The sequence below is a fragment of the Mucilaginibacter ximonensis genome, from assembly GCF_042686265.1.
Taxonomy (GTDB): Bacteria; Bacteroidota; Bacteroidia; order Sphingobacteriales; family Sphingobacteriaceae; genus Mucilaginibacter; species Mucilaginibacter ximonensis.
In genome coordinates this window covers 208,469-222,604 of the sequence record NZ_JBHUPD010000003.1, presented here as the reverse complement: position 1 = coordinate 222,604, position 14,136 = coordinate 208,469, and the positions used below count along the sequence as shown (strand labels likewise).

The 14,136-nt window shown below is 43.4% G+C and carries 13 protein-coding genes; 8 read left to right on the top strand and 5 right to left on the bottom strand.

Annotated features, from left to right (window positions below; translation table 11 throughout):
* The first annotated feature begins 66 nt into the window (after positions 1–66).
* The 4 genes from mreC to rodA are packed head-to-tail and all read left to right on the top strand — an operon-like array spanning position 67 to position 4,675.
* A complete protein-coding gene (gene mreC, locus ACFS5N_RS14915; RefSeq protein ID WP_377187168.1) occupies positions 67–903 on the top strand; it encodes a rod shape-determining protein MreC in 837 nt (278 codons plus the stop codon).
* The gene (locus ACFS5N_RS14910) at positions 896–1,414 is read left to right on the top strand and encodes a rod shape-determining protein MreD (protein ID WP_377187166.1); all 519 of its coding nucleotides are present in this window, start codon (positions 896–898) and stop codon (positions 1,412–1,414) included. Before mreC ends, ACFS5N_RS14910 begins: the two co-directional genes overlap by 8 nt.
* Positions 1,411–3,408 (top strand): penicillin-binding protein 2, encoded by a 1,998-nt coding sequence (gene mrdA, locus ACFS5N_RS14905; protein WP_377187164.1) that lies wholly within the window; start codon positions 1,411–1,413, stop codon positions 3,406–3,408. Before ACFS5N_RS14910 ends, mrdA begins: the two co-directional genes overlap by 4 nt.
* Positions 3,401–4,675 carry a rod shape-determining protein RodA gene (gene rodA / locus ACFS5N_RS14900; RefSeq protein ID WP_377187161.1) on the top strand — a complete coding sequence of 425 codons (1,275 nt, stop codon included), beginning with the start codon at positions 3,401–3,403 and terminating at the stop codon, positions 4,673–4,675. The genes mrdA and rodA overlap by 8 nt, the downstream gene beginning before the upstream one ends.
* 145 nt (positions 4,676–4,820) lie before the next feature.
* Here rodA and ACFS5N_RS14895 read toward each other — a convergent pair whose 3' ends face one another.
* A complete protein-coding gene (locus tag ACFS5N_RS14895) occupies positions 4,821–5,939 on the bottom strand; it encodes a hypothetical protein (protein WP_377187158.1) in 1,119 nt (372 codons plus the stop codon).
* A gap of 73 nt (positions 5,940–6,012) precedes the next feature.
* On the opposite strand from ACFS5N_RS14895, the gene ACFS5N_RS14890 reads away from it, so the two are divergent.
* Positions 6,013–6,594: a thymidine kinase gene (locus ACFS5N_RS14890; protein ID WP_377187155.1), complete on the top strand. Its 582-nt coding sequence runs from the start codon at positions 6,013–6,015 to the stop codon at positions 6,592–6,594.
* A gap of 146 nt (positions 6,595–6,740) precedes the next feature.
* The gene (locus ACFS5N_RS14885; protein WP_377187152.1) at positions 6,741–7,109 is read left to right on the top strand and encodes a response regulator; all 369 of its coding nucleotides are present in this window, start codon (positions 6,741–6,743) and stop codon (positions 7,107–7,109) included.
* A 24-nt stretch (positions 7,110–7,133) separates the two neighbouring features.
* Here the strand turns inward: ACFS5N_RS14885 and ACFS5N_RS14880 are convergent, their stop codons facing one another.
* From ACFS5N_RS14880 to ACFS5N_RS14870, 3 genes are all read right to left on the bottom strand, one after another.
* Entirely contained in the window at positions 7,134–9,272 is a 2,139-nt protein-coding gene (locus ACFS5N_RS14880) for a DUF6259 domain-containing protein (protein ID WP_377187149.1), read from the bottom strand.
* Between the two features lie 47 nt (positions 9,273–9,319).
* A complete protein-coding gene (locus ACFS5N_RS14875; protein ID WP_377187146.1) occupies positions 9,320–10,648 on the bottom strand; it encodes a zinc dependent phospholipase C family protein in 1,329 nt (442 codons plus the stop codon).
* An 83-nt stretch (positions 10,649–10,731) separates the two neighbouring features.
* Positions 10,732–11,091 carry a hypothetical protein gene (locus tag ACFS5N_RS14870; protein WP_377187143.1) on the bottom strand — a complete coding sequence of 120 codons (360 nt, stop codon included), beginning with the start codon at positions 11,089–11,091 and terminating at the stop codon, positions 10,732–10,734.
* A 167-nt stretch (positions 11,092–11,258) separates the two neighbouring features.
* Between ACFS5N_RS14870 and msrA the strand changes: the two genes are divergently transcribed.
* A complete protein-coding gene (gene msrA, locus ACFS5N_RS14865; protein ID WP_377187140.1) occupies positions 11,259–11,891 on the top strand; it encodes a peptide-methionine (S)-S-oxide reductase MsrA in 633 nt (210 codons plus the stop codon).
* Positions 11,888–12,409, top strand: coding sequence for a peptide-methionine (R)-S-oxide reductase MsrB (gene msrB, locus ACFS5N_RS14860; RefSeq protein WP_377187137.1), 522 nt, complete (start codon positions 11,888–11,890; stop codon positions 12,407–12,409). The genes msrA and msrB overlap by 4 nt, the downstream gene beginning before the upstream one ends.
* 113 nt (positions 12,410–12,522) lie before the next feature.
* Here msrB and ACFS5N_RS14855 read toward each other — a convergent pair whose 3' ends face one another.
* Positions 12,523–14,043: a CotH kinase family protein gene (locus ACFS5N_RS14855; protein WP_377187134.1), complete on the bottom strand. Its 1,521-nt coding sequence runs from the start codon at positions 14,041–14,043 to the stop codon at positions 12,523–12,525.
* Positions 14,044–14,136 lie beyond the last annotated feature (93 nt).

Genomic DNA, 14,136 nt, shown 5'->3' with positions numbered 1-14,136 from the left:
CGAATTTAGATTTACGAGTGTCGATCTAAATTCGTAAATCGTAAATCTAAATTCGTAAATACAGCAATGCGTAACCTGCTAATATTCATTACCAAGTACAACGCGTTTTTTCTGTTTATTATTTTTGAGGTTAGTGCGCTGGTTATTTACGTTAAATACAATTCTTTCCAAAAGGCTACTTTCATAAATAGTACTAACCAGGTAACCGGCAACATGTACCGTCAGGTTGGCAAGCTAAAAAGTTACCTCTCTTTACAAGAAGTGAATGACAGCCTGGCACGCGAAAATGCCCGTTTGCGTAATCAACTTAAAACATCGTTTTATGTTGACTCGGCGGCTAAACACAAAGTGGTTGATACCGTTTACAAACAACAGTATGAGTATATTGACGCTGCAGTAATTAACAACTCTATAAACCGCCGTAATAACTATATCACTATAAACAAAGGCAGCCGCGCCGGCGTGGCTAAAGGCATGGGCGTCATTTGTCCGCAGGGAGTGGTGGGTAAAGTTGTTTTGGTGGGCGAACATTTCTCGGTTATTCAATCGCTTTTACATAAAGAAACAATCATCAGTGCGGCGTTGGCCGGCACCAAAGATCTGGGTTCATTTGTTTGGAGCGACGATATGGACCCGCATAAGGGCCTGATGTACGATGTTTCAAACAGTGCCTCGCCAAGAGTTGGCGAACTGGTGGTAACATCAGACCTTTCATTATGGCCAACCGGCGTGCCAATAGGTAAAATATCCAATCTGCATTCAAAATCAGGTAAAGGTTCATTCCTGAATATGGATGTCACCTTATCTGTCGACTTTAGCAAACTGCAATATGTTTATGTAGTTAACAATAAGTTAGCTACTGAACAGTTGGGACTGGAGGCCCAGGAAAAAAAGGATGAGTAGAACTATTATTATTAACATTCTCCGCTTTTTTGCGCTGGTATTTGTACAAGTATTTCTGCTTAAAAACATCAGTTTGTACAATTTATCGACCCCATATCTTTATATACTTTTCATCCTGTTACTGCCTTTTGAAACGCCTAACATATTGCTGTTTGCTTTATCGTTTTTGTTAGGTTTAACTATTGATGCCTTTTATGATACACCCGGCCTGCACACTACCGCCTGCGTGTTGCTGGCTTTTGTACGCATACTGTTTATCAGCATCACCGTACAAAAAGAGGGCTTTGATAATGAGCCTGAGCCTACGTTAAGTATTATGGGCTTCAGGTGGTTTTTTGCTTATACGCTTATTCTTACTTTATTCCATCATTTCTTCTTATTTATATTGGAGGTATTTAGGTTTTCAGAAATTCAGTATACACTTGGCCGGGCGCTGCTAAGTTCAATTTTTACTGTATTTTTGATCCTGGTTTCAGGGCTGATATTCTATAAAAGTAAAGAGCGTAAATGAATCAGTATTTTGAGCGGAGATACGTTATCGGCGGGATATTCATTATTTTAATTCTCGTACTTCTTAGCCGCCTGTTTTATATTCAAATTATCGATGACAGGTATGCCCTATCTGCCAGCAAAAACGTAATCCGTCAGTTTATCCAATACCCTGCCCGCGGGCCAATTCTTGACCGTAATGGCAAAACCTTAGTGACTAACGAGCTGGTATACGACGTAAAAGTTATTCCGAAAGAAGTGAAGTCGTTTGACACTTTGGAGTTTTGCAAATTACTGGGTATTGACAAAGCGGAGTTTGATAAACGATTGGCTAAAGCCAGAAAATATTCACCAAACCTCGAATCACCCTTCGAGAAACAGTTGTCTCCGCAACTGTATGCGTCTTTGCAGGAGCGCCTTTCAGAATTTCCAGGCTTTAGGGTTGGCCCCCATCCCACCCGTACCTACCCGGATTCAGTGGCAGCACACTTCCTGGGTTACATAGGCGAGGTTAATGACAACATGATAGCCAAATCTGGTGGTTATTACAGACTGGGAGACTACATCGGGATATCAGGTGTGGAAAAAGCCTACGAAAATGTGCTGCGCGGCACCCGCGGTGTAAAAAACATGTTGGTTGATTCAAAAGGTGTGCAAAAAGGTTCGTACGCCAACGGAGCATTCGATACACTTGCTGTGCCCGGCGAAAAGCTAACCTCATCACTTGACGTACGACTCCAAAAGCTGGGCGAGAAACTAATGCAAAATAAAGTAGGTAGTATCGTAGCTATCGAGCCCTCATCGGGCGAAATTCTGGCTTTTGTAAGTACACCAAGTTATGATCCAAACCTGTTGGTAGGGCGCGACCGTAGCGCTAACATAAAAAAACTTGCTAACGACCCATATCAGCCATTTTTAGTTAGGCCGATACAGGCCAGTTATCCACCGGGATCGTCATTTAAGCCATTAAGTGCATTAATTGCTATGCAAGAGGGCATTATCACTCCGCAAACTGGGTATAATTGCCCGGGCTATTACATTGCCGGTAACAGGCGTATTAATTGCTTTCACAATGAGCGGCATGGTTATGTAACACTGTCAAGCGCTGTAGCTGAATCGTGCAATGGCTATTTCGATATGGTGTTTGAAAAATTAATAAACCGTTTAGGTCCCAAAAAAACCGACTCGGCTTTTAGCTCGTGGCGCGACAAGGTTGCTAAATTTGGTTTAGGAGGCAAGCTTGATCTTGATTTACCAAGTGAGGGTACCGGCCTTTTGCCTCAGGCATCGTTATATGACAAAATGTATCACAAAGGCGGATGGCGCTCAAGTACTGTTATTTCTTTAGGTATCGGCCAGGGAGAATTGTTAGCCACACCTTTACAACTGGCCAATATAGAGGCAACTATCGCCAATCGCGGATTTTACTACAAACCACACCTCATTAAATCTATAGGTGACCGGCAAGTTATCAAAACCGAATACACGGTAAAAAATTACGTTGGGGTTAGCGCACAATACTTTGAACCGGTTATTGACGGCATGCAAGCTGTAGTTGATCATGGCACGGCTGCAAGTTCTAAAATACCCGGCATTATTATGTGCGGTAAAACTGGTACAGCGCAAAACTCACACGGAGAGGACCACTCCGTATTCGTAGCATTTGCACCGCGAGAAAACCCTAAAATAGCTATAGCCGTAGTGGTTGAAAATGGCGGTCAGGGCGCCAGTTGGGCCGCACCTATAGCGAGTTTTATGGTTGAAAAATATCTGCGCGACAGTATTACTGCACGTCCATCGGGCATTAGCCCGCAACGTTATATGGATGCCAACCTCATGCCTGATATATCATACTATATCAGTCAGCAGAAAAAGCAGTTTCGACGGGACAGTATACGCCAGGCACGAATGGATTCCATTAAAAAAGCGCGTACGATAAAGTCGGCATCGAATAAAAATAAAAAACCGGCGGCTACCAATTTTTTGTTGGCCGTAATACCTAATAAAGATGAGTAACCAGCAACGCAGCTTCTTTTTCAATGTCGACTGGCTATTGGTGCTTATTTACCTGGCGCTTTGTACCATTGGCGTACTTTGCATCCACTCGGCGGTTTTTGATCCTAAAAACCCTAACTGGTTCGACCTGGATACCAACTACGGCAAGCAGCTTGTATTTGTTATTGTGGCAATAACCCTTGCAATATTTATTCTGTTATTAGAAAGCAGGTTCCTGTCAGCATTGGCGCCTGCTATGTATGTAGTCACCACTATATTGTTGTTGCTGGTACTTGTAGTGGGCCGAAACGTAGGCGGCAACCAGGCCTGGATACCTTTACCTGGCGGTTTCAGACTGCAGCCATCAGAGTTTGCCAAGTTTTCTACCTGCTTATTGCTGGCGCGATATCTAAGCGCAACCAACGTTAAAATCACCGAGCTTAGATCATTCGCCACGGCGGCAGCTATCATCTTTGTGCCGATGTTGCTGATTTTACTGCAACCGGATGCAGGTTCAACCTTAGTTTTTAGCTCGCTGTTGTTTGTATTATACAGGGAAGGCTTATCCCCTTACTTTTTGATATTGGAAGGTTTATTTATTGCGTTATTTGTTATAACTATTAAGTTTGGCAACCTGCCCTTTATTATCGGAGCTATTGTATTAGTGGCAATTGCCATTATTTTACTTTTTAAACGCAACCGTAAACTAATGGTCACCATGGGTATTGGTGCCGGTATTTTGATAGCCTTTGTACTGAGTGTGCAATTTTTATATACCAAAGTATTAAAACCCCATCAAAAGGTACGTATTGATATTGTATTGGGTATTACTAACGATCCTCGCGGAAAAGGATATAACGTTAATCAATCCAAGATTGCTATTGGCTCGGGCAAGTTATGGGGAAAGGGCTATATGCACGGCACTCAAACCAAATATTCGTTTGTTCCAGAACAAAGTACCGACTTTATTTTTTGTACCGTAGGCGAGGAATTTGGCTTTGCGGGATCTGTAGTTGTGCTTAGTTTATACCTTTTGCTGGTACTACGTATCATACACATCGCTGAACGGCAACGATCGCCATTTTCACGTATTTACGCCTATGGAGTTGCCTCCATCATTTTCTTCCACGTGGTAATCAATGTGGGCATGACGATAGGTATTGTACCGTCCATAGGCATTCCGTTACCGCTAATAAGTTACGGAGGTTCGTCATTAATTAGTTTTACCATCATGCTGTTCATCCTGATTAAGTTAGACTCAAACAGGATGGGAATGATTTATGCGTAGCCCCCTCCCGACCCTCCCCGAAGGAGAGGGCTTTACGATAAAAGGCAAAGGCTTCACAATGTGAAGCCTTTGCCTTTTATATGAATTGGCTCGAATGAAAAATTTGCTAATCAAAGCCCTCTCCTTCGGGGAGGGTTGGGAGGGGTCATGCGTATCTTCTCTTCAGCAACGCAAAAAACTTCTCAGCAGTTTCCGGCTTGCTCTCCCAGTTATTCTTAGTAGTATAATTTTTGGTCAGGAAGCGATTAGCTTCTTCAAAAGTATTGAAGCGATTCAATATCTCTATAGCCTCGCTGTAAGCCAGGCTATAGCCGTTAAACAGGTCTTTAATAAATATCAGTTTATCATTTAATGTAATAGCAGCCTTAAGATTAGTAACCGGCTGGGCAGCTTGTTCTGTATGATGCGTTGAACCGCCGCGCTGGGCCGACATACGCTCGTTAATAGTCAGCACATCTTCTTTGTTTTTAATTGATTCTTCTTTCTTTTCAGCCGGCTTGGGTTCAATTTTTACCTGGGCTTGCGGCTGCTCTTTAACCTCAGGTTTTGGTGCTTCGGCTTTTAAGGGTTCAGGAGTGATTTCTTCCCTTTCCGCATCAATGGGTGCAGTGTCGGCAATGTCTTCGTCATCGGCAAAATTATCGTCCGGATCAATCTCCAATTCGTGACGTATCACTTCCGGCGGTTCCATGATAAAAGTGTAACTGTCCTTAGGCGTTTCTGCCGAAAGATCTATAACTGGCGCCGGTTGCTCAGGTTCAGCTGGTTTAGGTTTGATGGGTCTTACTACCGGCTCAAAAAACTTCTCTACAAAACTTCTGGTTTTTACCGGTTCCTGAACTTTTTCAGGCTCTTCAAGTTTTTTAAATTCTTCTATCTTTTGCGGTTCAGGGACTATTAACGGCTCTTCTGATTTTACCAGCTCTGGTTCGGGCTGTTCGGCCGGTTTCTGCAACCCGACAGGTTTTACCGGTAGCTCAAAATTTCTTTCGGGCAACTCAACTGCCGCAGGACGAGGCGGCAGTTTACTGTCCGCTTTTGTGCCCACTTTGTCTGCCTGGGCCTCCTCCGCTTTCTGCGCCTTGCTACGCTGATTCAGTTTGTTCAGAATCTCAGCATGATCTGTCAGGAAATGTGCGTTGGCGACGAATAGCTCCATTTCCAGGTCGTTAATATTTTCAGGGTCAGCTTGAATATATTGATATTGCTCATTTAGCTCCTTGAGGATGCCGCCTATTTTATTAAATACTTCGAGTTGCTTCATTACAATACTTTACAAATTGCTTATCAAAATTAAGCATTAAATTCTGATATTAGGCCTTTACAAAAAGTTTACCATGCAAGTCACCGAGGAGATTTTTAAGCGAAAGAGTGAGAACGGTGGCGGCATTGAGGTTATTTGCGGCTCGATGTTTTCGGGCAAGACAGAAGAATTGATTCGCCGCATTAACCGTGCGCGTTACGCCAAACTTAGCGTACAGGTATTTAAGCCAAAATTGGACGTACGTTACGATGACAATGATGTAGTGTCACACAATTCAACAGCAGCAAAATCTACACCCGTCGGCAAATCATCAGAAATATTATTACTGGCCGGCCATGCGCAGGTGGTTGGTATTGATGAGGCGCAATTTTTCGATGCCAAATTACCCGAGGTTTGCACCACACTGGCCAATAAAGGTATACGGGTGATTATTGCGGGGCTGGATATGGATTTTAAAGGCCGCCCCTTCGGCCCCATGCCTACACTAATGGCCATAGCCGAGTCTGTAACCAAAGTACATGCTGTTTGCGTGCATTGCGGTGCGCAAGCCATGTATTCTTACCGCCTTGTACCGAGCAAGGACAAGGTGCTTCTAGGCGAGAAAGAAAGCTATGAACCGCGATGCCGGGTTTGTTATAATAGCAAGACGTTTTAAGACTAAAGAGACAAGCATTTCTTTTTACCAGCCATTTCTGCCTGCCAACCGTGACAAATACGTCATAATCAACCAAAATTCGCTTCGCGTTAAAACAAAAGGGCTATAATCAATTGTTATACGCTTACACTACCACCTATACTGTAATGGCAAAAAAGATATTAGTAATTGAGGACGACAAAGACATTAGAGAATCTATTGTTTATGTTTTAGAGGAAGAAAATTATGAGGTAATTTCTTCTGAGGACTCAAAAATTCTGAAATCAATTAACGAAATCAAGCCTGATATGGTGCTGTTGGATAACTGGCTTACCGAGTGGAAAAGCGATGCCAACGGCGAGCAACTCAGTCGCCAGTTAAAAAGCGACCCTGCGACAAGCCACATCCCGGTGATTATTATCTCTGCAGTAAGCAATATCAAAGAAATAGCCAAAGCCGGCCTTGCCGATGCCTATCTGAAAAAGCCCTTTGATTTAACCGAGTTGACCGATATTGTTGAAAAGCATTTGAAGTAACCTCTGTAATATTTTTTGTAATAATTATTGCTCCATCACTACTACTGCCGACCGTGGGGGAACGTCCACATTACCGTCAGTAGCCGTTGTATTATGGTGTTCAGGCGATGCCATTAACAGCTTACCCGCGTTGGGCAAATTCACCTTGCAATGAACTGCTTTGCGTACCGGGTTTACCAATACCACGGCCCGTTTACCTGATGGCGTGGTAAATACCGAATATTTATGATCACCATCAGCAGAGACAGTTGCCCCCAGGGTATCGTGGAACTCGCCATCCCATAAATAATCACGGTAGCGTTTACGCAAAGCATCTATCTTTTTACCATACTCAAGGGTCATTTTAAAATCGGTGATGTGGCCTTTAAAATTATATGGCTCATAGCTGATAATATAGCGATTCATCAAGATCAGGTTCAGCATCTCACGGTCATCAAAACCATTTACGGCAACAATAAGCGGCGAATGCGAATCAAGGTAACGGCAAACCGGTACTGAACCGCCATTGATACGGAAATAAGATGTCGAGTAATATTGCATCAGCCAATCCATATGTCCCTCGCCAGCGAATAGAAAATCAGGACTGATCTTATCGGCAGCTTCGCGCAGTTGCGCGGCCAGCGGCATATCGCCGCCATAAATGTAACCCGGCGCAGTATAACCATGACCGGTAGCGAAACTATATTTAACCGGCCCGTGGTGACAGTTCTCGTCGAACAACCAGCCCGAGCCGCCCAGGTCCAGCAATTTCTGAAACTCCTTTGTAATCAGGTCACGATATTGGGGACTCACGAAATCCATCACTGCCCGCCGGCGGGTATTGATCCCGGCCAGTTGCGTCGGTGTATAATAGCTGTAGCCACCGTGTTCGTACGGGATACCGTAGGGGTCGGTTGCGGCATATTTATATAGTTCCTTTTTATACCAGTCTTTGGTTTTATCTGCCCAGTTGAGTTTACCAAACATAATCATCTTTACACCCATGGCCTGTACTTTTTTTATGGCGTCTTTCAGGTCTTGTGTAGTGCCCAGGTTAGGGTCGGTACTTTGACTGGGGTCGCCACCGTCTTGCCCGTCTTCATTCCAGCCCACCAGTTGTATTGCGCGCACTCCATTATCGGCACACTCTTTTCCGTATTGTATAATGTCCTTGTATTTTATGCGATAATCCTGTTCGGGAGAATTGATCTGCAATTGAAACCAGGAATGTACATCCTGAACCCATGCCGGCTCATGCGGCGCTTTGAACCAGGTGTTACGCCATTTTTTATATAGATCAACACCCTGGTGCCAGTCGCCACTATAGCACTGCATCACTACCGGCGCCAAACTAAATTTACTATGCGGGTGTGCGAAAATGAAATGACAGACTCTGAATTCCAGATTTACGGGATGTCCATCAATTTCATCAGTCTGCGGCACAGGCGCGTTTACAGACTGCTCAACACCTGGATTTTGCACAAAAGTAAACTCCAGCAAATAACGTTGAAAAGGGTCCTGCATTTCCACATACATCCCCTGCCCCGGCGTCTGAATGAGGCAGAACAAACTACGGTTGGTATCGAAAGTCTTTATCGGTGTAAAGGTGCCCCAGTAACCTTTGTCGTTTCCAAAATTAGGAAAAAGCTCTGCCGATTCCAGGTTACCATACCACATAGTACGTACCTGCATGGCTGACGTTTTGTCCGGACGACTGAAGTCGCCCAGATAAGGGTAATCAATTGTCTCAACAGTTAAAGCAGAATGGTTCTCCAATATTCCTGAAAAAGTAAGCTGACCATGGTTAAGCACCACATCGCCTGTAAACTTAATGGGCAACGCGCCGCCGTGGTCGCTGGTGAGTTTATCCCAATGAATACGTACCTCATGACCTGATACTTTTTCAATCCTTGCAGGTTGGCCGGTACCCATTATATAATTGCTGCGCTGGTTTGGCAGCGGTACCAGCATCCTGAACGTGGTGCCTAATTCGGGGCGGCGCTCAATAACCCAGTGTGTAGTTTTACGTTCCATACGCACCAGCGCGCCAGTAGCCGTATCAAAAGCAACCAATAATGAATCGTCCTGGATAACTATTTCATCGTTAGCAACAGGTTTGGCTTGCGCCACAAAAGCAGGACACAGCAATGTCATAGCAAGAGCTAATTGCACAATAATTTTCATGAAAGCAGGTTATATTGGTATATAAAGCCTTACAGGCCAACGTAAAGTTAGTGATTTGGCTGAATAATCATAGCCTTCCTATTTCCGCTAGGGATGGTAGTCAGTGTATCTGCCAAAACAACTACCGGCGCCGAGGAAATACTTTTAAGTAACTCTTTTAGATGAGGCCAGTTGCCTGTATATTTTTTTGCAAGAATAGCAGTATCAGCTTTGCCGTAAAAATTATCTATATTATCCTTCAGCGATTTTGTAAGCGCCGCGAAATTGCATTTTTGTAACTGGTCAAGCATATCGTCGTAGGTTTGGTCTGCCAATTGATATTCGCCGTAAACGGTAAGTTTGCCTGTATCAAAATCAACATTGGGCAAATGCGGCTTTTTATAATCAAGTACACTCAAAGCTTCCTCGTAATGCCTGGTAACGTCCTCAAAACTTTTAACAAAAAGTGCCTCGCCCTGCTTATTGATGGTTCTAAATTTAAAAACCTCAAAAGGGCCAATTTTAGGTACTATCTTTAAAAAAAAAGCCAGCAATTGCTCCTTAAACTTAACCCTGTCACGGTCGCGGCCAAACTCAGCAAAATATTTTTTGCGGCTCATGCTATAATGAAATTTACGCGCCGTCATATCCGGCGAAGTTTTCATAATATCGCCCTTTTTTAAAACCCAGGCGCTGCGTGTTACCGTTGGCATTAAGCTGTTAATTGCCCACCTGTAATTATTAATAGAATGTTTGAAATTAGGAAACACCACATTCAAATCTTCACCATAAGTGCGCAAAAAGGCTCTTTTCAACACCGGAACGGCCACATTAAACCCAACAAAATCATGATAAGCCTGCGAGGCATAATTACCACGCGCAACCTGCAAAACGTCAAAAGCTATCTCTACACGACTGTGAGCCATATGGTCTTCTTCGTAAGTAGCCACATCGCCGTATTTTTCCTTAACTTTAGGATAAGTCATGGGTACGACTATATTAGTGCCAACCGAATGCCCGTACCTGTCTGCCATGTAATGACACAATGCACCCAAGGCGTATGCAAACTCGTTTGCATTCCCCGATTCGGAGATCAGGTTATTTACAAAATCGCCCGATCGCACGTAGTGCACTAAATTGGTAAAATATGCACTGCCAAATGGAGAGTACCCAATATCTGCCATTAAACTACCTCCATAAGCATATGAATGTGCTACACGTAACTCATCGTCTGACAGATTGGGATAACGTTTAAGAATAGCGGGTTTTAAAGACTTATTCCAGCTAGCATCAATAACAGCCTCATGCGTCAAAACCCCATACGCTTTGACCGGTTCAGACTGAATGCAGATTAAAATCAGGAACAGTAAAAAATATCTTCTAAAACAAGTAGTCATTCAAAAACGTGCTGCACCAAAGTAAACAGCATGTTAACCAGTATGTTTAGAAAGAGTCGTATTTTTTTATGCCGGCGCCGCTGTTAATCATCGTTATGACCATGCTTGATCATAACTTTCACTGCATTGGCCACCAATGCCTTTTCCTGTTTATTAAGTTGTTTTTCCTTTTCACCCCCATTAATACTATAGGTAACATTTCCCGACTGATCGCCCTCAGCAAGCAAATGGTCGCCGTTACTGCTATATTCAACCGAGCCGTTTGGGCTAATGTGCAAAATAGTGGTGCCTTCCCGATCAAATACGGCGCGGCCGTAATATTCAATCTTCACCGTATTGTAGCTATCGCCCGATTTAATTACTACATGCCTGCCTGAATGCTCGCAAGCAGAAGCGCCAAGCAAAACACACGCTCCTATTAAACTGATTGTTAGTGTTTTCATACTATCCTTTTTTTATTAAAACAAAGTTAAACAATTTATATAGTACTATGCAATACATAATACCAAAATATTTAATTTGGCCTCTTCTTTTGTCAGATCATTATCAAAATGCAAGTATTTGTTGTAAGGAAAACATCCTTAGGGCGACTATCTTCGTTAATTGAAACATGATGAAGAAGATAATTTGTTTATTAATACTGATGCAGGCCGGCGCTATGTCGCTGTTTGCATCCCCGGTTAAAAGTGCTAACCCTAAAACCGCAGCAGCGGTAGATACTGCAACCTTTGCCATGGGCTGCTTTTGGTGTACTGAAGCTAAATTTCAGCAATTGCGTGGCGTTAAAAAAGTGATCTCCGGATTTAGCGGCGGACACGTGGCCCACCCAAGTTACGAAGAGGTTTGTACCGGCACCACCGGTCATGCCGAAACTTGTAATATTATTTACGACCCCAGGGTGATCAGTTACGATGAATTGTTAGAAGCCTTTTTTGTAGCGCATGATCCAACTCAGCTTAATCGGCAGGGTAACGATGTGGGTACGCAGTATCGCTCGGCCATTTTTTATCATAATGCTGATCAGAAAAACAAGGCCAACTACTACATCGCGAAGCTAAATACAGCGAAAGCTTATAAATCGCCTATTGTAACACAAGTGGTGCCTTTTAAGGTTTTTTATAACGCCGAAGACTATCACCAAAACTACTATAATTTGAACGGCAGTCAGCCATATTGTAAGTATGTGATACAGCCCGAATTAGAAAAATTTAAAGCCGTATTTAAAAACAAACTGAAGCCATGAATAAACTAATGCTATTTGCTGTAATGTTTTTAGGATGTGCGCTATCAGCTGATGCACAACGCCTGAAAACCAAAACCGGCCACGAGAATAACCCCTATTATTCCAGCACAGATACGCGCCATTTAAACGTATTAAACGCCGAATGGAAAAAAATTCTGCCGCCCGATTTGTATGCTACAGCGCGCGAACAAGCTACCGAGCGCCCTTTTACCGGCAAATTCTGGAAAAGCGACGACAAGGGGACTTATTACTGCGCCGTTTGCGGTAATAAGCTGTTCCGGTCGGATGCGAAGTTTGCCAGTGATTGCGGATGGCCAAGCTTTTTTGAGCCGGTACGCAAAGATGCCGTTAAATATCACGAAGATCACTCATTTGGCATGGACCGTATAGAAGTTACCTGCGCCAGGTGCGACTCGCATTTGGGCCATATATTTGACGACGGCCCGCCGCCAACCGGTAAAAGGTTTTGTATGAATTCCGTTTCGCTTGATTTTTTGCCTGACGGATTTAAACAATAACAAAAAAGGGAGATTCGGTGATCTCCCTTTTTATTTGTCATTTTGTTTCTGCGTAGGTTGGAGACGCAAAGCATCGCGTCTCTACAAAATCGACCTGGCGCGTCTAGTCGAGCTTAATAACTGCCTATATTAGCATCCATCCAGGCTACGCGCTGAGTAATAAAATCTTTCATATAAGCCACCTCTTTATCGTACGAACCCAAGACAACGGCGTTTGGGTAAACATAAGTATTCAGGATAGGCCAGCGTTTAAAGTTTTGTTCCTGCGACAGCTTCAGATAAGTAGCCGTATTGTCAATATCCGTAAACATCTGCTGTACTTCTTTTATGCGCATCGACTTCCACATGGCGCGCCATTTAAAATTCCATGCCGGGTCTAGCGCCAGGCGGATCATCCATTTACCATAGCGTGTATACCACCCGGTTGGATCTTTTGATACGGAATAATCGCAATTTCCGGCGCTGATGTCAAAATCCCAAACGGGGCCCATGCCTAATTTACCGTTTTTATCCTTGTAGTAAAAAATGCTGCTAAAATCCCAGGAATCCTGATTTTTGACGGTTTCATTCACCGCGTACCAGCGCATAAATGAATCGGCATCAATATATTTTGCATACCCCAGGTTCGGGTCGGTCCAGTTGCCTGCGTAAAGCGCATCCTCGGTAGCTTGCATGTAGTTCTTGATATAAGCTATCTGATTGTTAGTTAACACATTCGGATCTTTCACGGTAAAGGGTACCCCTTGGGTAGATTTCCAATTTACAGGCGCATCAAGCTTGTAATCCTCTTCTACCAAAAACCCGCCGGTGATATTTGGCGCAACATCATCGGGAGTCATTTCGCTGATATTAACCCGGTTGGCATTAATCTCCACGTCACTGGTTAATAAGTAATTCCCCCAATATTTGCCGTTCAGCAACACTTCAACAAAGCGACTTTCAGGTGCAAAATCAGATTTTATGCGACGGGCGAGCTCCATTGCGATTTTATTACGCATCAAGGTTTTGTCGTTATAATTGGCTACCAGTATCCAGTCTTTTGCCGAGCCCATGCCCAGCATAGATTGTTTTTTATCGAGCTTAATTTTATAAGGCTTTTTGGGGTACAGGGTCCAGGTAGAATTTCCGTGTCCTTTTATCTGCATAGACATGTTGGTAACATCCTGCTTATAACCATTATTAGCATCAATCAGCAGATTACCGGTAATGTAGGTATCCTTTGATGTAACATCGTTACCTGTACTGGTGTTAATATAAAAAATAGGCAGACCGGTAAATGTGCGTATGATGACCTTATAAAGCTTGGTATCGCCGCTACTTGATGTAGCCGCATACGGAACTATTTTTGAATAATCGGTGATAGTTACGCCGCTTTTTTGCACGGTATCGGCAACAGTAACTACCGTGCCTGCAGTCTTTGTGGCAAATGTCAGGGCTAATTTTTTGCTGCCTAACATCTCGGGAATGACAGCTACTATCGAGTCGCCGGCTATAGTACAATCGACATCGGCGGTAATTTTACCGGTGTTATTTTTTACTTCTATTTTGGCTGATATAATATCGGCAGTAGTAGCTGCAGTTTTTCCGTCGCCGGGCGTTGCATTGTTTTTCTTACAACTAAATAGCGTCGTCATGACGAACAAAATCACTAAATACTTTTTCAAGGGCTACAAAATTGATCGCCAAAATTAGTTATTAACCAACCATTAACTATCAAATAAACACTT